Here is a 21,892-nt window from a genome sequence, read left to right as displayed (position 1 = left end):
ATTATGCGAGCGCTGAATCAAGTTACCATCGTTGGAGCTGGAAAAATTGGCGGCAGTATTGCCAAATTACTGGCTAATTTCCCTGATTATCAGGTTTCTGTGCTCGATACCAATGAGCGTGCTCTCGCCGCACTAAATGGAAAAGTGCGAGTAATAACACGGCAAATCAAGGCGGATGACGATCTGCTGCCTTTTTTGCAGGGGCAGCAAGCCGTAATGGCTGCCACTGCATTTGATCAAAACCACCATATTGCCCGCGCAGCCTTGGCCGCGGGTGCAAGTTATTTTGACTTAACGGAAGATGTCGCCACCACCCGGGCGGTACGTAAAATCGCGCAGGGCGCCACTGACGGGCAAATATTTATGCCGCAATGCGGTTTAGCCCCAGGTTTTATCGGTATTTTGGCGCACGATATTGCGCGGCGATTTGAGCAAGTAGATACGGTCAAAATGCGCGTCGGCGCTTTGCCGCAATACCCAAGCAATGCGCTGAAATACAATCTAACGTGGTCTACCGATGGCTTGATTAATGAATATTGCAACCCCTGTGAGGCGATTCATCATGGGCGCTCGATCAATCTGCAAGCGCTAGAGGGGCTAGAGCATTTTGCGCTCGATGGCTTGGAGTACGAAGCCTTTAACACCTCCGGTGGGCTGGGTACTTTGTGCGAAACTTGGGCTGGGCAGGTCAATAATATGGATTACAAAACGGTCCGGTACATTGGTCACCGTGATTTAATGGATTTTGTGATTAACGATTTGCGGATGGGTGCTACACCAGAAAAACGTCGGCAGCTAAAACACATTTTAGAAGATGCACTGCCGATTACCTTGCAAGATGTCGTACTGATTTTTGTAACTGCCACAGGCTATATACAGGGGCAGTTCCGCCAAATTACTGATGCCAGAAAAATTTATCATCAAACCATCCATGGCGAAGTCTGGAGCGCAATACAGCTGACAACCGCAGCGGCTGCGGCAACGGCGATCGATCTACATCTAACTGGGCAGTTACCGAGCCGCGGTTTTGTGAGTCAGGATTCTATTGCACTGCATGCGTTACTGAGCAATCGCTTCGGGCAGTACTATGCAGTTGATCGCTTCGCGCAAGAGGTGCCAGTATGAGTGCACAAAATACTGGGTATAGGCTCAATCAAGTCGCCAGCGATTTGCATATTGATCAGTTTCAGCGCGAGGAGTTTTGGCCGGCTGCTTATATTGCAGGGCACGCCCGTCACAATGTCAGCCATTACCTTGCTGTTTCATCGCCAATTGATTGCGTATCGCATGGACATTTGGGATTGGCCTGTACCGTCGAAGTGAACGCTGCTGTTACAGCTGCGCATGAGGCATTCTTGGCTTGGCGCACTTGGCCGGCGCCAAAAAGAGGATTGGTCATCAAGGCGATAGCGCAGCAGGTCGCAGCCCAGAAGCATGCATTGGCGCGCCTGATTGTGCTTGAGGCCGGCAAAATCGAAACCGAGGCCTGCGGTGAGGTGCAAGAGTGGATTGATCTGTGTGATTTTGCGCTGGGGCAGTCGCGGCAATTGCATGGTTTGGTGATCGCCAGCGAGCGTGAATCGCATAATTTGCTCGAGCAATGGCATCCGCTGGGTGTCGTGGGCGTAATTACTGCATTTAATTTTCCCATTGCTGTTTGGGCGTGGAACGCGATGTTGGCCTTAATTTGCGGTAATGCGGTGGTCTGGAAGCCATCTGAAAAAACACCATTGTGTGCTTTGGCCTGTGTGCATTTAGTGAGCCAAGTATTGCAACAACACGGCGCGCCAGTTGGTTTGTTGAGCGTGGTGCAAGGTGATGCCACGGTAGGGCAGGCTTTGGTGCAAAACCCATTGGTGCCACTGGTTTCGGCAACCGGCTCTACGCGGATGGGGCAAGCTATTGCCCCCCAAGTTGCAGCACGCTTTGGCCGTAGCCTTCTTGAGCTAGGTGGCAATAACGCACTTATCGTTGCGCCGAGCGCTGATTTATCGTTGGCCTTGCCTGCGATTGTCTTTTCGGCTGTTGGTACGTGCGGTCAGCGCTGTACCAGTTTGCGCCGCTTAATTGTGCATCACAGTCTAATTGAGCAGGTCTGCCAACAATTATGCCAAATTTATTCAACGCTGGTGATTGGCGATCCGCGCGATGCAGCCACATTAGTCGGGCCATTGATCGATGGTATTGCGCTGCAGAATATGAAGAATAAGATTGAGGAGGCTATACTCGATGGGGGTGTTTTGCTGACTGGCGGGCAGGTGCGTGTTGGCGTGCCTGTTGGGCATTATGTACAGCCCGCCATTATTCAAATGCCGCGCCAAACGCGAGTAATGATGGAAGAAACCTTTGCGCCGCTGTTGTTTGTGTTGAGCTATCGAACTCTAGATGAAGCCATTGCACTCAATAACGCGGTACCTCAAGGCTTATCGTCGGCGATTTTTACGCAAGATCAGCGCGAGGCGGCGATATTTATTAGTGCGCTTGGGTCAGATTGCGGCTTGGCCAACGTCAATGTGGGCACTAGTGGCGCTGAGATTGGCGGCGCATTTGGCGGCGAAAAGGCAACGGGCGGAGGGCGTGAGTCGGGCTCGGATGCGTGGAAAAACTATATGCGCCGCAGCACCAATACCATTAATTACGGCGCGCAGCTCCCGCTGGCGCAGGGCGTCGACTTCAAAATCAAAACAGAATAAGTCAGCCGCTTCGTTGCAGGGCGCTATAATCCGCGCTCGAAAAATTATAATGCCACGCAGCGTGGTGTTACTGAGCTTGAACCTATGGCGCTAACCTCGCACGACCCTTATCTCTGGCTGGAAGATTCGACCTCGGCGCAAACGTGCGCATGGGTTACGGCGCAAAATAAAAAAACGCAACTTCAGCTTGATGCCGATCCGCGCTTTGCCCCGCTTAGCCAAGATATTCTAAATAACATTCAAAACAGTGCCCAAATCCCACTGTTTTCAGTGCATGACGGTGTTTTATACAATTTTTTCCAAAATCAGCAGCATCCGCGCGGCGTTTATCGTTCAACAACGTTAGACAGTTATCGCCAAGCCGCCACCGAATGGCAGGTTTTGCTGGATTTGGACGCTTTGGCCGAGGCGGAGCAGGTTGATTGGTATTTAAGCGGTGTTGAGCATTGCACGCTGATGCCATCTCGCTGCCTACTTAGCCTGAGTATCGGTGGCGGTGATCGCTGCGTGATTCGCGAATATGATTTGCAGCAGCGCCAATTTGTCGCCGCTGGATTTGAGTTTCCCTATAGCAAAAGCCAAGTCAGCTGGCGCGACCCCGATAGCGTTTTTGTTTGCCCGGCGTGGGATGAAGATCAGATCACTGAAGTCGGTTATTCGGCCGAGGTGGTGCTGTATCGCCGCGGCCAAGCCTGGGGTGATGCCGCATCGATGATTGTGTTACCTGCCAATATTTTAAAAGCCTCGGCATGGCGATTTCTGGATGGGGATGGCACGGCTTTCGATGTCATTGAAGCGGCGCAGGATTTTTATCGCCGCAGTTATTTCTTGCTGGACGCGCGTTTAGGCGAGGCCGCTGAGCCCATTCATTTGCGTTTGCCGCTGCGCTGTACGCTGGAAGCGTATACGCACGGCGATTTAATCATCAAAATTGACGTTGATTGGGTTTATCGGCAAGCAGATCAGCAGCAAGACTTTAAGGCCGGCAGTTTGCTGGCGATCGCGTGCGATGCCCACACCGGCGAGCTGGGACGCTCACAGTTGTTATTTGCGCCAACGGCAACGCAGTCGGTGCAGATGCTGGAGGCCAATTTAAACGGGTTATTTGTGCTGGCGTTAGATAATGTGACAAGTCGCGTTTTGACGTTCGAGCATTGCCACGGTGCTTGGCAGCCAAGCAGCAATACCTTGCCGCGCGATGGCGTAATTGATTTTGTCGCGCAACCTTGGCAAAGCGACGAGCTGTTTTACCTTTTTCATCACTTTTTACAGCCCGCACAATTGTGCCGCACTACCTTAGGCAATCACCAAACGTCTGAGTTGCTTCGTAGCCAACCGCCTGCATTTTGCGCCGATACATTGCAAGTGCAGCAGTTTTTTGCCAAGTCTAAAGATGGTACTCAGGTGCCGTATTTTATGGTAGCCAGCAAAGATATTGCTTTAGATGGTAATACCCCTTGTTTATTGTATGGCTACGGTGGGTTTGCTGTGCCCTTGCTGCCTAATTACTTGGATAATTTAGGCCAGCATTGGCTACAACAAGGCTGCGCCTATATTGTGGCGAATGTGCGTGGCGGCGGCGAGTTTGGTCCCTCCTGGCATGAAGCAGCGCGGGGCGAGCGCCGGCAAAATAGTTTTGATGATTTTATCGCGGTGGCGGAAGACTTAATCGCACGAGGTGTAACGCGACCGCAAAAGCTGGCGATTCAAGGAGGTAGCAATGGCGGGCTGTTGGTTGCCGCTAGCATGTTACAGCGCCCTGAATTATTCGCCGCCGTTGTTTGCGAAGTGCCTTTGCTCGATATGCTGCGCTACCATGAGCTAGGCGCTGGTGCCAGTTGGATGGCGGAATACGGCGATCCAGTCAAGCACGCAGATATCCTCGGGGTATATTCGCCGTACCACAACATCAAGACAGCTAGTGAGCAACACTACCCCAGTGTATTGCTCACCACGGCAGCAAATGATGATCGTGTACATCCTGCGCACGCCCGCAAAATGGCGGCCAAACTCGCTAATGCTGGGCATGTGGTGTGGTTTTGTGAGTCACAAGTTGGTGGCCATATGGGACAAACTAGTCAGCAGGAAATAGCGCAAGATTTGGCGCGAGCCTTGGTTTTCTTATATCAACAGCTCTCGGTTGAAATCTAAACTATTGGTCCTGAGGAAGAATATCCTGGCTAGCAAGCAAGTAAGCGGCAAGAAAAAAGGCCTTTGCATAGCAAAGGCCTTTTACATACGGGATTGTGTTTAAGCTGGTAACAGCATGCCACGCAACATAAAGTAGATCATGGCAGACAAAATCGCAGAGATCGGAACGGTAACGACCCAAGCTGCGGCAATTTTCATAATCTGAGAGCGTTTTACTAGTTCTTGGCGATACACTTTCTTCAAGCCTTTTAGCTCCATCTTCGAGAAGTGCGCGGGATCTAGCTGTTGCTTGGCGCGCGTTTTCAGCTCTTGCAGCATCACACCTTTTTCAGTCGCGCTGGCTTTATTAAAGCGAACCATAAACGCATCAATTGCAGCTTGATCGCCTTCAGGATGGTGCGCTTTGATTTCATCGAGCATGCGTGCGTGATTGGCTTTGAGGTATTCACGCAAGAAGCCAACGCCGAATACGCCACCCACTGCAATATGAGTTGAGCTCACTGGCAGGCCCATCTGGCTGGCGACGATAACGGTAATCGTTGCCGCTAGAGCGATACAGAAAGCGCGCATTTGATCGAGTTCGGTAATTTCCGAACCCACGGTTTGAATTACTTTGGGGCCGTAGAGCGCTAGACCCAAAGAAATACCGATCGCACCAATAATCATGATCCACATTGGGATGCTGGCTTTATCGTGTAGCGATGCATCGCTACTCATCAGCGTATCGTTAATCGCTGCCAATGGGCCGATAGCGTTGGCCACGTCGTTTGCGCCGTGCGCAAAGCTCAGTAGGGCTGCCGCAAAAATCAGTGGGATGGTAAAGAAGTTGTTAACGCTTTGTTTGGTGTTTTCAACCAAACTAGCGCGAGATTTAATCACTGGTTTTAGGATCAAGCAAACGGCAATACCAACGACTAAACCTACGCCAGTGGCGGTCCAGAATTCGATTTTCCAGATGCGGTTTAGGCCTTTTAGCATTAAGTAAGTAGTGAACGTCCACGCCATTAAGCCAACGAGCAAGGGCACCATTTTCGCTGCGGCAGCGATCATGTTTTCTTGATACGTGATCGTGCGTTTGATGAGGTATAAAAATAGCGCCGCAAAAATACCGCCAAGTAGTGGCGAAATCACCCAGCTAGCGGCAATGGTACCGACTTGTGCCCAATCGGCAATGCTCATGCCGCCGGCGGCAACGCCAGAGCCCAAAATAGCGCCGACAATTGAATGTGTGGTTGAAACCGGCGCGCCAATGGCAGTGGCCACATTGAGCCACAAAGCGCCTGCTAATAGCGCAGCCAGCATAATCCAGACAAAGGTTTGTTTGTCTGGAATCAGTGTCGGGTCAATAATGCCGCTGCGTATGGTGGAAACCACGTCGCCGCCGGCAATAATGGCGCCTGCTGCCTCAAAAATAGCGGCAATAACCAGTGCGCCACCCATGGTGAGAGCTTTGGAGCCTACCGCTGGGCCAACGTTATTGGCTACGTCATTGGCGCCAATATTCATCGCCATGTATGCGCCAACGACGGCGGCAACGATCAACATTAAGCTAGGAGTGGTACCGCGTGCTGCGGTGTAGAGCACGATGCCCACAATAAAGAGCAAGGCGATGCCGAGCCGGATCAGCTCAACACGACCCGAATTGGCCGCCTTGTGGATGGTGTCGATTTGTTTGTGATTCATATTGTCAACTAATGAGATTTTGACTGCGAAGCGGCTTAGGCGTAGCTAAGCCGGAAAGGTTTCATTATCGTGACAAATATTTACTATTTTTCGGGCAAAAAGCAGGAATAGTCGCCAGGCGGCACTTGGTTGAATGTATTGCAAAGATGAAGAACGCCTGGGGAAATTTACTAGTAATTTAGTGCGGGTAAATCGCGCCTAAAATGCGCGCCCCCTTGGCGCCGGTTACGGTGGGCAGATTGCCTGTTTGGCCCGTCATGCAGCGCATTGCTAGCCATGCAAAAGCATAAGCTTCGACCCAGTTTGGCTCTACGCCTAGTTCGCTTGTGGTGTTTACTGGTGTACCACTTAGATCGGCAATGCGTTCAAGCAGCAATGAATTATACGCGCCGCCGCCGCAGACAAAAATCTCGCTTGGCTCTCCTTGCAGCAAGATCGCAGAACTGATGCTGCGCGCGCTCAGTTCCAATAAAGTGGCTTGTACGTCCGCCGGGGTAATGGCTTCGCTAAGCGACTGCAAATGCGCGTTTAGCCACGCCTGATGAAATAAATCGCGGCCGGTTGATTTGGGCGCGGGCATCGCAAAATAGGGCTCAGATAACAACGCTGCCAGCAAAGTAGGGTGCGGGCGGCCGCTGCGCGCCCAGTTGCCGTCGGCATCGTAGGCTAGCCCGCAATGCCGCTGAATCCACAAATCCATCAGCACATTGCCTGGGCCGCTATCAAAACCTAACACTTGGCCGTCGGCGGCTAGCCAGCTTAAATTGGCGATGCCGCCAATATTCAGTAAAACGCGATTTTCTGCGGGCTTGGCAAACAGTGCCTGATGAAAAGCGGGCACCAGCGGAGCGCCTTGCCCGCCGGCCGCCACATCGCGGGAGCGAAAATCTCCAATCACAGTAATGCCAGTATGTTCCGCCAATAAAGCATGGTTGCCGATTTGCAGTGTATACCCCAGCTCAGGGCGGTGACGAATAGTTTGGCCATGATTGCCAATCGCGACGACCTGCTCGGGTTTGATTTTCGCTTGGGCGAGTAGTTGATTGACAACGTCGGCGCAGGCCATGCTATGGGCGTTGGCCGCCAATTGCGCTAGATGTAGTTCATCATCCGACGCCGCTTGCAAGCGCATAAGCTGCTCGCGCAGCGGCGCTGGCATAGCTGCGGTATGGCTGGCGACGAGTTGTGGCTTGGTGCCGACAAAATCAACGAGAACCGCATCGATGCCATCTAGGCTGGTGCCCGTCATTAAACCGATGTAATAAGCGGGCAGGGCGTAGTCATTCATGCGGAATCACCGTCGATGTCTTAGTCAAGTTGCGCTAATTCTACCTGTCCTGCTAAAGAAAGTTGACGTTTCATGGCGCTGGCCAGCGGCGTGAACGCATTAATTTGTTGTGCCGTTAGTTTTTTACCCTGCGGCATGGCGATGGTGGTTGGATCAACTTGCACGCCATTAATCTTAAATTCATAGTGCAAGTGCGGCCCTGTGACGCGGCCCGTCGCACCAACCGCACCAATCACTTGCCCTTGTTTTATGCTTGATCCTGGTTTTAAGTCTTTGGCAAAAGCTGACATATGGGCGTATAGCGTACTGTATTTGCCATCATGCTTGATTTCAATCACTTTGCCGTAACCGGATTCATGCGCCATTTTGGTGATAACGCCATCTGCTGTCGCTTGAATGTCGGTACCGATTGGTGCTGCATAATCTACGCCTCGATGTTGGCGCCAAGTAAAAAGTACCGGGTGAAAGCGCATCGCAAAACCAGAGCTTACACGGGAAAATTTCACCGGGTTGTTAATAAACCCTTGTTTAAGGCTAGTGCCATCAAAGGCGTAATAGTTGCCAGTTTCGCTTCCATCCTGAAACCACATGGCTTCGTGCGTAATTCCTTTGTTGATGAATTTGGCCGCAATGATTTTTCCGGGTTTTACCAAAGTGCCTTGGTGTGTTTCCGCCTCATAGATGACAGAGAATTGGTCACCCTTTTGTAGTCGGTGATGAAAGTCGACCCGACTTGAAAATAGATCAATTAATTGCTGGGTGATCGCCTCGGGTAGATCTGCGGCATCTGTGGCTGCAAAAAAGGAGCTATTAATGACCCCGGATTTCATGAATGTTTGTTTTTGGGTGGCAACAGGCCCCGCGCTGGCGTGCAGTTGATTATCCTGTCGGCTGATTTTTACCTCTTCGCCGTTGTTGTTGACGTAGCTAAGTTGCGTTACATCGCCATTGGCGTCGCTATGGGCGTGCAGCAGTCGTCCAGGATTCAGATCGAATAATTTGCGTGCAGTATCATCATCTTTAATGAATTGCTGCAAAGTATTATCGACGATACCCATCCGTGCGAGTACACGTCCTACGGTGTCACCGCTGCGGATGACTTCAAGGCGACTGTGTTGGCTTTGCCCGCTTGAATCGCTGAGTGTTGGGGTGGGTAACGTTTCAGTAACGGTGCGAACGTCTGCTTTGAGCTGCGGGCCAAATTCCACTACGCCGTAAGCCGTGAGTGTCATGCCCATTGGTAAAATCAAGGCCGCCGCCAGCCATTGCAGGTGCTGGCGTTGCCAGCTGGCAAACTGTGAAGGCTTAGTTTTGCTGGCTAAATTTTGCCCTTGCTCGGTAGGGCTTTGCGGTAAAATGTGCGACATACTGTATCTCTAATTCGGCTTGGCGCTAGACTAACAGAAAAAGTTGCGATGGCAAATTTCCATTATCTAACAATGGCTTACCCTTCTTTTAAGGCTTTGGCGGCAGAGTCTAGCTAATGTTCACGTATCGCAGCGCTAGGCGCCATAATGCTATATTCCACAGCATCAAGACATCCGTGCGCACTTTAACGAACGAGTGCTAATTTACCGATGGTATTTTTTACATATTTTAAGCGTTAACTGCTGCGTAGCAGTGGTTATTCACTTCTTTATCTTAAGTATTTGGTCGTAGGCTAATCGAAATAAAGCTTTGCGACATATACCTCTGAAAGTGGCCTATGAATCAGATTCCAGAAATTCGCGAAGGGCAATCAATTGAATTGCTTAAAGCACTGCATATTTTGACCCGTGATGGCAAATTAAACCAGGATAGTCGGCGCAAGTTGAAGCAGGTTTATCACCTGTTCAATTTTATCGAGCCCTTACTCAATGACGTTTTGTCGCAGCATGAGAATGTCACGCTCGCCGATCATGGTGCGGGAAAGTCCTATCTCGGTTTTATTATTTACGACCTGTTTTTCAAAACTAAAAATGCCGGCCACATCTATGGAACTGAGTTTCGGGCCGAATTAGTCAAAAAATCACGTGACTTAGCGCAGCAATGTGGGTTTGAGCGGATGACCTTCCTCGATATGCTGGTCGAGCAGGCCGCGAGCGCCAAAGAAATGCCTGCCCAAATTGATGTCGTAACGGCTTTGCATGCCTGTGATACCGCTACCGACGACGCAATTCGTTTTGGCTTAGATAAAAATGCGCGACACATGGTGTTGGTGCCGTGCTGTCAGGCTGAGGTAGCTAGCGTGCTGCGTAAACATAAAAGCCAATCGCTGGCCAAAACGCCATTGGCCGAACTATGGCGCCACCCCATTCATACTCGTGAATTTGGAAGCCAAATTACTAATGTGCTACGTTGCTTACTGCTTCAATCGAAAGGCTATCAAGTTACCGTTACTGAATTGGTCGGCTGGGAGCATTCGATGAAAAATGAATTAATCATCGCTAGCAAGTCTCCGAATGCACCCAAAAAGCAAGCAAAAGAGCGTATGACGCAGATTTTGGCAGAATTAAACTTGGAAGAAATGCAAACCCGTTTTATGTATTAGGGTGCACGAGGGTAGGGCGAGGCTTGTCAAGTATGACAGCAATGCGTATGATTCGACCTCCTCGCGGAAAGATGGATGAGTGGTTTAAGTCGCACGCCTGGAAAGCGTGTATAGGTTAATAGCCTATCGGGGGTTCGAATCCCCCTCTTTCCGCCAAGAATTTATATTAAAGTCCTGATTTTTCAGGGCTTTTTTGTTTATGCCCATTCCTAGTGTACCATTTGCAGCATGGATGCGATTTCATCGCATAGAAACAGAAATTGGTACCCAGGCAATTCTATTGACCGGTCAAGAAGCTCGCTGCAATAGTTCAGGAAGTCATGTTTTTGTGGTAATTCTGCCTTTCGGTGGCTTTGTTGCACAAATCAGCCTGAAAGCGATTTACCCCAAAAACCATATGGATTTATCCCGCACTCACCATCGTCGGCCTACCCAGTTGCGTGAAGCGATTTAAGATCGCAGCACGCACTTGCAACTCCGCCACCTGACGATCAAAGTCCCGCGCCATCACCCGCTCACCTAATAATTTAAAACAACGTATTTTGGTTTCCACCAAGCTGCGTCGATGGTAGCCCGACCACTTTTTCCAGATCGCCCGCCCCAAGTACTTGGTCGCATGCAAAATCGCATTGCGAGCTCGTGCACCCGCCGTATTTTCTTTCCGAAACTGAGCATTCTTGCGCGTTGGAATAATCGCAGCCGCACCACGAGCCGCAATGGCATTGTGGCATTCTTTGGTGTCGTAGGCGCCATCACCGTAAATCGCAGCAATCTGTTCAGACTAGGGAATCTGATTCAACAATTCCGGTAGCATAGATGCATCGCCGGTTTTATTGTCGGTGACCTCAATGGCACGAATTTCAAGGGTTTCAGCATCAATGCCGAGGTGAGCTTTGCGCCATTGCCGACGATATTCGGCACCATGTTTCTTGGTTTTCCATTCGCCTTCACCGAGCATTTTGATACCCGTGCTATCGACTAATAAATGCAAACCGCCTTGGCTTTGACGGGCAGAAATAATGACTTTGAGTGTTTTTTGTCGACGAGAGATTGTACTCGAATCGGCGACGATCCAATCTAAGTTGGCGAGTCGAAGCAGGCTTTCCACCATGCCGGTAGTTTGGCGTAATGCTAGACCGAATAGGCATTTGATAGTGAGGCAAAATTGAATGGCAACGTCGCTGAAAGTGAGGTTTCTTCCGCGTTTGCCAGTGGGCTCGGCAGCCCATTTCAGGGTTGGATCGAGCCAAATCATCAATGCGCCACGTGACTTTAACGCAGCGTGATAAGACGACCAGTTGGTGGTTTTGTACTTGTTGGATGGGGGGGGGGCTCATGTTGCTATTTTACCAGCAGCATTGCGCTGCTGATTTGTGCATATATGGACGCCCCCACTTTGCCAAGCATTCAATTCATCGATGAGATACAAAGTCGATTGCAGCCATATATCCGGACTTTAACGAGGCATTGCCTCTGTCCCTGATGGATTTCCGCTGATTGAGTCCTAAACAACAAAGCGCACTCGAAGTGCCAAGCACAAATCAGGTTCGCTCAATCACGGTCTGACCTATATCGCCGTCAATGTCATGATTGCCTGTGCAATCGAAGGAAACGGTTTTTCTTGTAGACGGTGTTTAGCCTAGCCTAATGTGTTGCGACGGGTGAAACCGCATGGTAATCGGCCTCATACCGACGATCTTTGGCTAGCAGGGCTCAAATGATCCGAGCATTCTTATTGGCGAGCGCAACGACAGTAACATTATGATGACAGCGCCCAAGCATGCGTTGCAGCCACGGGTCAGCTCGTTCGCGTTGACGTTCAAAATGCGCGATGATGGCGCGAGCACCGTGAATGAGCAAGGTGCGAAGATAAACATCACCCCGTTTACTTATGCCCAGCAATACCGGTTTACCGCCACTGGAATGCTGTCGTGGAACGAGGCCAAGCCAAGCAGCCAACTGCCGACCATTTTCAAATGATTTCGCGTCGGCGACGCTCGCAACAATCGCTGTTGCGGTAATGGGACCCACGCCTGGCAGTGCTGCAATCCGTAGCGATGATTCGTTCAGACGATGCCACTGCAAAATAACCTTATCGTATTCAAGTACTTGTTGATCCAATTCATTCAAGTGATTGAAAAGTCGCTGGATTAAGTCGCGCACCATTGCAGGTAAGCCGTTTTCGGCATCCTCAAGTATTTCGGGAATACGGCGGCGCAATGTGGATAACCCCAGCGGCATCACAATGCCGAATTCAGCCAACAACCCTCGCATTTGATTGGTTTGAGCAGTTCTGGCTTTGACAAAACTGGCACGAGTCCGATGTACTGCGAGCATGGCTTGTTGCTCGGGCAATTTGATTGCCACAAAACGCATATTTGGCCGAGTTACTGCTTCGCAAATCGCCTCTGCATCGGCCATATCTGTTTTACTGCCTTTAACATAGGGCTTCACAAACTGAGGCGCCATCAGCTTCACTATATGGCCAAACGATTCTAGCTTTCTTGTCCAGAAGTGCGCACACCGTGAAGTTGAAAAACTTGCTTGGCTAGATCCAGCCCGATGGTCGCGATGTTCATGATGTCACCCCTCTAGAGTTGTACGTTGCCGCTCTCAGTCTGGCACCGGCATCCCCGGTTTAGGAAGGGGCGTCCATTCCATTAACAAAACTCTGTAATGACGCTTTTTTTGATTCGATTTTATATAACTAGGAATAATTGCTGTGGATTTGAAATAAGATTGCAAAATTAAGGCAGTCAGTCAGTGGTACCCCTAACAGAAGCAGCTAAATTTACCCCAATAGGAATATTTGATGAACTTTTCGACGATAATTAATCGACAGTGCACTAGCAGTTTGAAGTGGGATAAATATCGTGGGCAAGATATTTTACCGCTTTGGGTGGCAGATATGGATTTTGCAGCTCCAGATTCTGTTTTATTGGCTCTGCATAAAAGAATCAAGCATGGGGTTTTTGGCTATACCAATCCCCCTGATTCTTTAATTGATGCTGTTTTGCATTACGCTCAACAAACCTATCAATGGGAAATTCACGCTAATTGGATTGTTTGGTTGCCAGGTTTAGTGCAAGGTCTGAATCTTGCTTGTCGAGCTGTGGGGCAGCAGGGCGATGCAGTCATTACCGCCACCCCCGTTTACCCCCCATTTTTGCGCGCACCTAGCTTAGCGGGGCGAAGCTTAATTACCGTTCCACTGATAGAGCAGGGCGGTCGATGGATGTGGGACTTTAAGATGCTCGAGGCGGCGATTACACCGGCTACCCGCTTGTTATTGCTCTGTCATCCTCACAATCCAGTTGGCAGAGCTTGGTCACGAGATGAGTTAAATACCCTGCTAGGCATCGCCAAGAGTCATAATCTGGTTGTGTGCTCAGACGAGATACATTGCGATTTATTGCTTGATGACACCTTGAAACATCTGCCATTTGCCAATTTAGATCCGGATTTTCTCGAGCGAACAATTAGCTTGTTTGCCCCATCAAAAACTTGGAACTTACCGGGGTTGGGTTGTGCCTTTGCCGTGATACCCAACCCCGAATTGAGAGCACGCTTTCGCCGAGAAATGAGTGGCTTAGTGCCTGCTGTGAATGTTTTGGGGTATGTTGCAGCAGAGGCCGCCTACCGCGATGCGAGTGATTGGCACAAGAATCTAATTTCAACTCTACGAAATAATCGTAAACTACTAGTTAACGCCTTCGCAAACACCCAATTACACCTCAGCACTGCTGAGGCCACCTATTTAGCTTGGGTCGATGCACGGGCAGTCCACCCACACCAGCCCGCTGCCGTTTTTGAAAGCTACGGCTTAGGCGTATCGGAGGGAGCGGACTTTGGTTTGCCTGGCTGGATACGAATTAATTTCGGCTGCTCAAGCGCCCTGATGCAAGAGGCAATTGGGCGCTTGAATATTTTACTAGATCAATATCGCTTGTAGTAATCGCCTGTCTGGTTTACTGCGCTAAGGCTTGGTGTTGCAGCTCAATCAATTGCTCAATGCCAAGTTGCGCTAAATCGAGGAGTTCATTCATTTCTGCGCGACTGAAAGCCTCGCCTTCTGCTGTGCCTTGAATTTCTATGAATTTGCCACTGGCTGTCATTACCACATTCATATCGGTTTCACAGCCAGAGTCTTCTTCATAATCAAGATCTAGCAATGGTACTTTCTCTACAATCCCGACTGAAACAGCCGCGACCGCCTCTTTAATTGGCGAACTAGTGAGTTTTCCTTGGGCAACTAAGCCATTAATTGCATCAGTTAACGCAACAAACGCCCCTGTGATACTTGCAGTACGGGTGCCACCATCTGCTTGAATAACATCGCAGTCGATTGTAATTTGTCGCTCTCCCAGTGCGGCAAGATCAACCACCGCACGCAGGCTACGCCCAATCAAGCGCTGAATTTCTTGTGTGCGACCACTTTGTTTACCCGCGGCTGCCTCACGTTTCATTCGTGAGCCGGTTGAACGAGGGAGCATGCCATATTCTGCGGTAACCCAGCCTTCACCTTTACCTTTCAAAAAAGGAGGAACTTTCTCCTCTACACTGGCCGTGCAAATAACCTTGGTATTGCCAAACTCAACGAGTACGCTACCTTCCGCATGGCATGTATACCGACGTGTCAATTGGATCTTGCGAAGTTGCTGCGGTGTGCGATCGAATGCGCGCATGAGTACCTCTAATCTTTGATTGAATGGCTGGCAGTATAAAGTAATCAATTACAAACGGCTTCGTAATTAACTGGCTTGTGGCTTTGCAGTAAGCAGTTTCTAGAGCCGGTTAGCCATATTTGGCAAGCTGCTTAGCTGTAGTAGCTGTACGCCATGCTGTAACCAGGTAGTAAATTCATGGGTATTCATCGGCTTAGCGATAAAGTAGCCCTGAATTTCGTCACATCCCATTACCGACAATGCCTGCCAGCAAGCCAAAGTTTCTACGCCTTCAGCCACCACAGTTAAGCCTAAGATATGGCCTAATTCAATCATGGATCGGACGATAGAGATACTTTCAAAAGTGCTATTCATCGCCATGACGAATGTTTGATCTATTTTCAGTTCATTGATCGGCATCTTAGCCAAATAGGAAAAAGATGAATATCCTGTGCCAAAATCATCGATGGATAATTTGATATTAAGTTGACGCAAACGGTTGAGATTTTTGAGCATTAAGTCGGGCTGGCGCATAACCCCAGTTTCTGTGATTTCAAGACATAGATTTACTTGGCCAGGATAATCTCTGATTTGTTGGGCGATGAATTCTACAAATTCGCTATCTTCAACATCACCCACTCCCACATTCACCGAAATACAGAGATGAATACCGTTCGCCTGCCAAATCAACTGCTGTCTTAATACATCCCGAATCACCCATTCAGTAATCGCGCGTAGTTTTCCAGATTGTTCGGCAAAGGTGATAAATAGGTTTGGTGAAATCCAACCTCGAGTTGGGTGCTGCCAGCGCACAAGGGCTTCGGCACTATGAACATTCAAATCAGCCAGCAAAATTTTAGGCTGGTACTGCACAATCAGTTGATTCTGTTCGATTGCTTCCCGTAAATCGCCCATCAGTGTAAATTGATTTTGGCGATCAACTTCACGCACTGGGTCATAGACTACGCAAAATTGACACTCTTCCTTCGCCGCAAAAATACTAATTTCTGCCTGCCTGAGCAAAGAATCCGCATCGTATCCATGCGCGGGAAAGCAGCTTAAGCCAAATCGGACAGCCAGATTAATCTTGTGATCATCAATGGCAATCACATTCGATGTTTCCGCCTCTACTTGTCGGATGAGTTCGCTGAGCTGCTTATCCGAATCAAAGGGAATTAATAATAAAAAAGCATTACCCGATACTCGTGCCACTGCGTGCAAAAGATGCGGCTGAAGTTGGCTCAAACGATCCGCAACGCAGCGCAGTACATTATCGCCTTCGGCAAAGCCAAAGCAGTCATTCACATAGTGAAAATCCGCAATATTCATCATCGCGACCGCAAAAGTACGGTTTTCTTTTTGAATGAATTGATCAACAAGTTCTAAAAATCTGGCTCGATTAGGTAAACCAGTCACCCGATCGACAAACGCCAGTTGCCGCAATAATTGCTCCCGAGCTTTAAGTGCATCCCCCATTGCGTTAAAAGCGGTCGCCAAATTTCCAAGTTCATCATGCGATTTAACTGGCATGCGCAAATCAAACTCACCTAGAGTAAATCTCTGAACTGCATGACTAAAACGGCGCAGCGGATTAGTCAGTTTGGCGGCCAAGATCCAAGAGACAATAGAACCAAAAAGTAGCAAAGCTAAACCCAACCAGAGCGTTTGCAAAAAAACATCCCGCAACTCTTGTTGCACATGATTCGCGTCTATATCTGCCCCTAGTAGATATTTCTGCTTTGAGTCAGTTTGCTCAATCAAAGATAGCGAACGAAATTGTCCATACTCATCATTGAGAGCACCGTAACGGCTTTCTCCGCTTTGCAGTGCGGCGTAGGTATAGCCGGCCTCATCATGATAAGGCTGATAAAAATGGCCAAATTTATTCGAGGCAATTTCGGTTTCAGATGCAGAGTCGGCCAAGTAAATGACTTCATCATGGTGCAACGCCAAGACATACAAATAGCGCAAACCACTGCGGCGGGCAAATTGATCAAGGCGCCGTGTATTTTCGATGTAATCCCCAAGTAGAATGGGTTGTTTAGCTAAAGCCTGTTCGATGTATTGATTAGGCAAAATGTAAGGGATCGCACTTGCCGCCGTTTTTAATCGCCCATCAATTTCTGCAAAAAGAGCAGTCGATAGTTCTCGGTAAATGCTAGCAGTCAATGCAAGGCAGATGAGGAAATTAATAAGCAGCAAGATCAGCAGCACCTTGGCGCGGGTGCTGCGGATCATGTGAATGCTAAATTTTGCGAGGCGGGAAGCCATTACCAACTGTGCACCTGATGAGCCGACAGTTAGTTTTAGTCCAATATTGTGCGATGCGCAATTTACATGTAAACATTAAGCCAGCAAAACGAATTTTAATTCTTTGCAATCTTTCTGCAGTCTAAATCCATAGGTATCACACGGACTAGGTAAGGGGGATAAATTAAAACTCATTAATTCATCGCGTCGAAACACGTGAATTTGGAGTGGTTCGTTGAAAGAAGTTTGCGCAGTGATTTTTTCTAGGCTCGCAGAAGTGGCTCGCAACCCATCAATTGCTAGAATCAAATCGCCAGCGGCTAAACCTGCTTGGGCTGCGGCTTGTCCAGCTAATACATGGGTGATTTTTAGCCCTGCAGGCTCTGACTGATAGCGCATGCCAAAACTTGAACAAGGTTTTGGTAGTGTATCCATCCAACCACCTTTGTCGTTTGCCCCAGCACTTGGTCGTAGTTGAGTTTCAACTCCAATTTTTTGTAGTAATTGTGCGACTGGCAAGTCTTGCGTGGAACGAATGGCCAAATCAAAAAATGCTCGCAAATCTAGGCCACTCACTTCGCTTGCGATCAATTCCCACTCTTGCTCGCCAACCCCCTTGCCATACTGGTCGAAGTCTTTGCCAAAACGTAACCAAAGCGCTTGCATGACATCATCAAGCCCTTTTTGATTTTGAGTTTCAGTCCGAATGTAGAGATCTAAACATAGCGCTACGAGTGCACCCTTTGTGTAATAGCTTACTAGTTCATTCGGACTGTTTTCATCTTGCCGATAATACTTAACCCACGTATCAATGCTTGAGTCATTTAGTGTCTGCCTTATGCGCCCATACCCCCTCTGAACTGCGGTGGCGGTTTGAGCTAGCAATTCAAGATACTCATCGATATTAATTATTCCCGCGCGCAGTAGGCAAAGGTCATCGTAATACGAAGTGACCCCCTCAAAGGCCCATAATAATGTGGAGTAGTTTTCTTGCTGTAAATCGTAGGGCGCAAAGGCAGCCGGTTTGATTCTTTTTACATTCCAGCTATGAAAGTACTCGTGGCTACATAAGCCCAAAAATTGACGATAACCAGCACTCAGTGCGGGGTCGCCTCGTTGTGGTAAGTCATTCCGGCTACATATTAGGGCCGTGGAATTGCGATGCTCAAGCCCACCATAGCCATCACCAACTGCTACGGTCATAAATAGGTAGTGTTTAAATGGTGCAGGCTCACCAAATAGACGAATTTGATATTCGCAAATGGGCTTGAGATCTTTAACCAGTCGCTCCAAATCAGCAGTATGACGGCCTGAAATAACCATTTTATGAGGAACGCCACATGCTTCAAATTCCAGCAAAGAAAAATCACTCACTTCAACAGGACAATCAATCAATTCGTCGTAATTTCCTGCGCGGTAAAGACCAAACCCTGACGAGTCAACAGTTATGGCGGTCATGCCGGTAGCCACTTTCCAATCCAACTCGCTGTAAAAATCGGCGGCGCAAATAGATACCTCACAAGGGCTATCTAATTGACCTTGTACCGCAAGAAACACGCTTGTGCCATTAAAAAACGCCCGAGTCTGGTCAAGATAGGCGCCGCGCACTGATAAATCAAAGGCATAAACCTCATACTCAACCACAATTGGGTGCTCACTTGGCGATACTTGCCAAGTCGATTTATTTACTTTTGTAACCTGAAGTTTCTTTCCGACTGAAGTAGCAGTTAGCTGCACGATATGACGTGCAAACTCACGAATCAAATAGCTACCAGGAATCCAGACGGGTAGCTGTAATTGTTGGCCGTTGCGATCAGGGTTGTTGATCGTGAGTTTGACTGCAAAGCGGTGTGTGGCAGCATCTAATATTGAAATTTGATAATAAATTGACATAAGTATGAAATTGTTAAGGTTGTTTGGAGGCTAGACCTACTTGGTTTCGACCCGCGGCTTTTGCCTGGTATAGGGCTTTGTCTGCTGCATCAATTAAGTCTTGTGCTGTCATGCCATCTTCTAGTTGCGCCACACCCGCACTGAATGAGGCATTAAAATGGCCGTTTTCATTCGAGTGTGCAAGTTCATGAAACAGAATACGCAACTCGTCTGTGCGCTGCGCAGCTCGAATTTGAGTATGATCGGTCCAAATTAAAGCAAATTCTTCACCGCCATAGCGACCCACTGCATCGGGATTTGGCATCGAGGCTTTGAGGAGTCGAGATAAACTTTTAATAACCCTGTCTCCGACCGGATGGCCATATTTGTCATTGATTTGCTTGAAGAAATCAATGTCGATCATTGCATAGGCCAGTTGGCGTGACTCTTTGTGTGCACGTGTAACTTCACGGCTCAGTGATTCAACAATATTGGTGTGATTTAGTAGCCCTGTAAGGCTATCACGCGTCATCCAGCGTCTTAATGTACGGTAACGTTCGGCAATAATGCCCACCGCGGCAATTAACTCATCCGCCTCCATATTTTTCACTAAAAAATCATCTCCTCCCATGCTACGGGCCATCAACTGGCGACCGCGATGCGTTTCAGTCGATAGAAATACAATGGGGATTGAATCAAATTGAGGGCGCTGGCGAATTAATTTAGCGATTTCATCCCCTTTGCATTGGGGCATGTATACGTCGAGTAGCAGAATATCGGGTTGAAAACTCTCTAGTGAATCTATGACGCGAAGCGGGTCGGTAAGGTGTTTAAAGAGCATTCCGGCACCATTCAGAACAGAATGAGCCCACTTTGCCACGGTCTCCGAATCGTCGACCAAGAGCACTTTGTAGGGGCGAACGAGCTCTTTTTCTTCTTGCTGATCAAGCCGATCAATCAGCGATTGCAGGCTTATAGGGTGAGAAACAAAATCAGTGACACCAAGACGCAAATATTCTAACTGCTTGGCGAGATCAAACCCATAGTTAGCTAAGAAAATTGGGCCTTTAAATAGCTTCGTCAATAAGGGTAGACATTGACTTGCCGTAACATCAGACGTGCCAGATTCGTCAAGCATGATGATCGATGGCTTATCGGTATACAGGGCAGCCAATAATGAGCTGTTACGATCAAAGGCACGAAAATCAAATCCGAAAAACTGCAGTTGCCGAGCTAATTCTTGAAACAGCTCCAGTTTCGGGGAGACGAAATAGACCAGCTTTTTAGCAAAAATAGACATATTTTCCTTTAGCTATTGTTCGGATTGTGAACGTCTAGCGCATCTAATTTTCTTCGCCATTTTTTTGTTGGTCGACCGCGGACATGCGGATGATCAAATTGTGGTTCAAGTGCTTTTGCAAATTGATCTAGCTTGCGTTTTTCAGCACTTCTTTCTGTTTCACTATAGAGGCTGCGAGCAAGCTCTGCAGATCGGCGCTGTTCGCTCAACCCAAGAACTTCTACTTCAAAATTGCCGTGTGGGGCATGGATTCTTAGACTATCCCCCACGGTTACCCCGCGTGCGGGTTTAACACGCTCGCCATTCAGGTTAATATGGCCCGCATCAATAGCTGCGATGGCAATAGAGCGTGTTTTAAAAAATCGAGCCGCCCACAGCCATTTATCTAGACGTACTTTTTCAGCCAATTCTCACTCCAATTTTCCACATTATCCTCACCTGCACGGTTTCTACCTATGGATAAAAAATCGCTCAGCATGTTGAAACAGTTTCGCAAGGGCCTGACTGAAACGTCAAAACTCAAAAAAACCTTGAAGCCGTCGGCAAGGCAAATTAGTGAGCACGATTTGTTTTTACAAGCGATGCACGGTGTTACGCCCCTATTGAAAGCTACGCGAGAGGCAACTCACGTCCTAGATCCTATTAGCCCGTGGCCACGCAAACAAATTATGCAGCACATCGAGACGCATGAAAACATGAGTGATTTTTGGCCCTGGGATGAACTGGGGCCGGGAGAACAATTAATGTTCATGAAGCCTGGCTTACGCTTGGATGTATTAAAGAAACTCAAAAAAGGTCAATGGTCAATCGATGACCAATTAGATTTGCATGGAGAAACAGTCGATTCTGCACGACATAAAGTGGTTCATTTTTTAGCGCAAGCAATTGAGCAACAATATCGCTGTGTGCGCATCATCCACGGCAAAGGACTGAGTTCGAAAGAGGGTGTGCCAATCTTAAAACTAAAGCTAAAAAACTGGCTGGCACAACGCGAGGAAGTGCTTGCTTTTACACAAGCCAATCCGACGCAGGGTTGTTCTGGCGCGGTACTAGTATTACTTAAATCAAGGAAAAAACATTTATGAATTTTGTCAACGACGCCAAATTCAAAAGGGTTTGCTTAATTGTCTGGGCGCTGGCAATTTGGATAGGTTCACTTATGCCATCGCCACCCCCAACGGTTGAGAATGGCGATAAATTCCAGCATTTCTTTGCTTACGCCATATTGGCATTTTTTGCTTTCCGTTTAAAACCAGGTTTACTACGCGTTTGGTTATTTGCTGCTGGCATGGGGGTCACAGTCGAGCTAGCGCAGTCCCTGACAAGTTGGCGCAGCTTTGATGTGCTCGATATGGTGGCCAACGGACTGGGTGCGCTCATCGGTCTGCTAGTTTGTCGGATTCTTATCGCTAGCGGCGTGAAATTTCTATAATTCTTTTATCCAAGTGATAGGAGAGTCTC

At 48.5% G+C, this 21,892-nt stretch carries 15 protein-coding genes, 1 tRNA gene and 2 pseudogenes; 8 read left to right on the top strand and 10 right to left on the bottom strand.

Translation table 11 applies throughout. The features are described 5' to 3' along the window. Positions 1-3: 3 nt before the first annotated feature. The 3 genes from NT239_01245 (at position 4) to NT239_01235 (ending at position 4,844) form a co-directional block, all read left to right on the top strand. On the top strand, positions 4-1,125 hold the full coding sequence (locus NT239_01245; GenBank protein ID XGA71493.1) for a saccharopine dehydrogenase NADP-binding domain-containing protein: 1,122 nt from the start codon (positions 4-6) through the stop codon (positions 1,123-1,125). Next, the gene (locus NT239_01240) at positions 1,122-2,693 is read left to right on the top strand and encodes an aldehyde dehydrogenase family protein (GenBank protein ID XGA71492.1); all 1,572 of its coding nucleotides are present in this window, start codon (positions 1,122-1,124) and stop codon (positions 2,691-2,693) included. Before NT239_01245 ends, NT239_01240 begins: the two co-directional genes overlap by 4 nt. Positions 2,694-2,777: 84 nt before the next feature. Continuing rightward, positions 2,778-4,844 (top strand): prolyl oligopeptidase family serine peptidase, encoded by a 2,067-nt coding sequence (locus tag NT239_01235; GenBank protein ID XGA71491.1) that lies wholly within the window; start codon positions 2,778-2,780, stop codon positions 4,842-4,844. 99 nt (positions 4,845-4,943) lie between these two features. On the opposite strand, the gene NT239_01230 is transcribed toward NT239_01235, so the two are convergent. From NT239_01230 to NT239_01220, 3 genes are all read right to left on the bottom strand, one after another. Further along, positions 4,944-6,527 (bottom strand): inorganic phosphate transporter, encoded by a 1,584-nt coding sequence (locus NT239_01230; protein XGA71490.1) that lies wholly within the window; start codon positions 6,525-6,527, stop codon positions 4,944-4,946. 178 nt (positions 6,528-6,705) lie between these two features. Beyond that, positions 6,706-7,815: an anhydro-N-acetylmuramic acid kinase gene (locus NT239_01225; GenBank protein XGA71489.1), complete on the bottom strand. Its 1,110-nt coding sequence runs from the start codon at positions 7,813-7,815 to the stop codon at positions 6,706-6,708. Positions 7,816-7,835: 20 nt separating this feature from the next. Continuing rightward, a complete protein-coding gene (locus NT239_01220) occupies positions 7,836-9,182 on the bottom strand; it encodes a peptidoglycan DD-metalloendopeptidase family protein (GenBank protein ID XGA71488.1) in 1,347 nt (448 codons plus the stop codon). Between the two features lie 338 nt (positions 9,183-9,520). Between NT239_01220 and NT239_01215 the strand changes: the two genes are divergently transcribed. Both NT239_01215 and NT239_01210 read left to right on the top strand, forming a co-directional pair. Beyond that, positions 9,521-10,345: an SAM-dependent methyltransferase gene (locus NT239_01215; protein XGA71487.1), complete on the top strand. Its 825-nt coding sequence runs from the start codon at positions 9,521-9,523 to the stop codon at positions 10,343-10,345. Positions 10,346-10,410: 65 nt separating this feature from the next. Beyond that, positions 10,411-10,501 (top strand) — tRNA-Ser (locus NT239_01210). Positions 10,502-10,748: 247 nt separating this feature from the next. Here NT239_01210 and NT239_01205 read toward each other — a convergent pair. Both NT239_01205 and NT239_01200 read right to left on the bottom strand, forming a co-directional pair. Then, positions 10,749-11,690 (bottom strand): annotated as a pseudogene (locus tag NT239_01205) (IS5 family transposase). Between the two features lie 368 nt (positions 11,691-12,058). Beyond that, positions 12,059-12,924, bottom strand: a pseudogene (locus tag NT239_01200) (IS110 family transposase). A gap of 233 nt (positions 12,925-13,157) precedes the next feature. Here NT239_01200 and NT239_01195 point away from each other — a divergent pair. Then, positions 13,158-14,297 carry a PatB family C-S lyase gene (locus NT239_01195; GenBank protein XGA71486.1) on the top strand — a complete coding sequence of 380 codons (1,140 nt, stop codon included), beginning with the start codon at positions 13,158-13,160 and terminating at the stop codon, positions 14,295-14,297. A gap of 16 nt (positions 14,298-14,313) precedes the next feature. Here NT239_01195 and rph read toward each other — a convergent pair whose 3' ends face one another. The 5 genes from rph to NT239_01170 form a co-directional block, all read right to left on the bottom strand. Then, positions 14,314-15,030: a ribonuclease PH gene (gene rph / locus NT239_01190; GenBank protein ID XGA71485.1), complete on the bottom strand. Its 717-nt coding sequence runs from the start codon at positions 15,028-15,030 to the stop codon at positions 14,314-14,316. Between the two features lie 99 nt (positions 15,031-15,129). Then, a complete protein-coding gene (locus tag NT239_01185; GenBank protein ID XGA71484.1) occupies positions 15,130-16,770 on the bottom strand; it encodes an EAL domain-containing protein in 1,641 nt (546 codons plus the stop codon). Positions 16,771-17,355: 585 nt separating this feature from the next. Continuing rightward, a complete protein-coding gene (locus NT239_01180) occupies positions 17,356-19,152 on the bottom strand; it encodes a PDZ domain-containing protein (protein XGA71483.1) in 1,797 nt (598 codons plus the stop codon). A 13-nt stretch (positions 19,153-19,165) separates the two neighbouring features. After that, the gene (locus NT239_01175; protein XGA71482.1) at positions 19,166-20,431 is read right to left on the bottom strand and encodes a diguanylate cyclase; all 1,266 of its coding nucleotides are present in this window, start codon (positions 20,429-20,431) and stop codon (positions 19,166-19,168) included. 8 nt (positions 20,432-20,439) lie between these two features. Next, positions 20,440-20,838 (bottom strand): RNA-binding S4 domain-containing protein, encoded by a 399-nt coding sequence (locus NT239_01170; protein XGA71481.1) that lies wholly within the window; start codon positions 20,836-20,838, stop codon positions 20,440-20,442. Positions 20,839-20,886: 48 nt separating this feature from the next. Here NT239_01170 and NT239_01165 point away from each other — a divergent pair, with 48 nt between their 5' ends. Both NT239_01165 and NT239_01160 read left to right on the top strand, forming a co-directional pair. Beyond that, positions 20,887-21,516 carry a Smr/MutS family endonuclease gene (locus NT239_01165; protein XGA71480.1) on the top strand — a complete coding sequence of 210 codons (630 nt, stop codon included), beginning with the start codon at positions 20,887-20,889 and terminating at the stop codon, positions 21,514-21,516. A 74-nt stretch (positions 21,517-21,590) separates the two neighbouring features. Then, a complete protein-coding gene (locus NT239_01160; GenBank protein XGA71479.1) occupies positions 21,591-21,863 on the top strand; it encodes a VanZ family protein in 273 nt (90 codons plus the stop codon). Positions 21,864-21,892: the final 29 nt, after the last annotated feature.

Origin of the sequence: Chitinibacter sp. SCUT-21, assembly GCA_041874755.1 — a bacterium.
Lineage (GTDB): Bacteria > Pseudomonadota > Gammaproteobacteria > Burkholderiales > Chitinibacteraceae > Chitinibacter.
This window is presented reverse-complemented; position numbering and strand designations above follow the sequence as displayed.

Bases quoted from the DNA above. Each gene is read 5' to 3' on its own strand.
- NT239_01245 (XGA71493.1), top strand. From the start codon at position 4: ATGCGAGCGCTGAATCAAGTTACCATCGTTGGAGCTGGAAAAATTGGC.
- NT239_01240 (XGA71492.1), top strand. From the start codon at position 1,122: ATGAGTGCACAAAATACTGGGTATAGGCTCAATCAAGTCGCCAGCGAT.
- NT239_01235 (XGA71491.1), top strand. From the start codon at position 2,778: ATGGCGCTAACCTCGCACGACCCTTATCTCTGGCTGGAAGATTCGACC.
- NT239_01230 (XGA71490.1), bottom strand. From the start codon at position 6,527: ATGAATCACAAACAAATCGACACCATCCACAAGGCGGCCAATTCGGGT.
- NT239_01225 (XGA71489.1), bottom strand. From the start codon at position 7,815: ATGAATGACTACGCCCTGCCCGCTTATTACATCGGTTTAATGACGGGC.
- NT239_01220 (XGA71488.1), bottom strand. From the start codon at position 9,182: ATGTCGCACATTTTACCGCAAAGCCCTACCGAGCAAGGGCAAAATTTA.
- NT239_01215 (XGA71487.1), top strand. From the start codon at position 9,521: ATGAATCAGATTCCAGAAATTCGCGAAGGGCAATCAATTGAATTGCTT.
- NT239_01195 (XGA71486.1), top strand. From the start codon at position 13,158: ATGAACTTTTCGACGATAATTAATCGACAGTGCACTAGCAGTTTGAAG.
- rph (XGA71485.1), bottom strand. From the start codon at position 15,030: ATGCGCGCATTCGATCGCACACCGCAGCAACTTCGCAAGATCCAATTG.
- NT239_01180 (XGA71483.1), bottom strand. From the start codon at position 19,152: ATGTCAATTTATTATCAAATTTCAATATTAGATGCTGCCACACACCGC.
- NT239_01175 (XGA71482.1), bottom strand. From the start codon at position 20,431: ATGTCTATTTTTGCTAAAAAGCTGGTCTATTTCGTCTCCCCGAAACTG.
- NT239_01165 (XGA71480.1), top strand. From the start codon at position 20,887: ATGGATAAAAAATCGCTCAGCATGTTGAAACAGTTTCGCAAGGGCCTG.
- NT239_01160 (XGA71479.1), top strand. From the start codon at position 21,591: ATGCCATCGCCACCCCCAACGGTTGAGAATGGCGATAAATTCCAGCAT.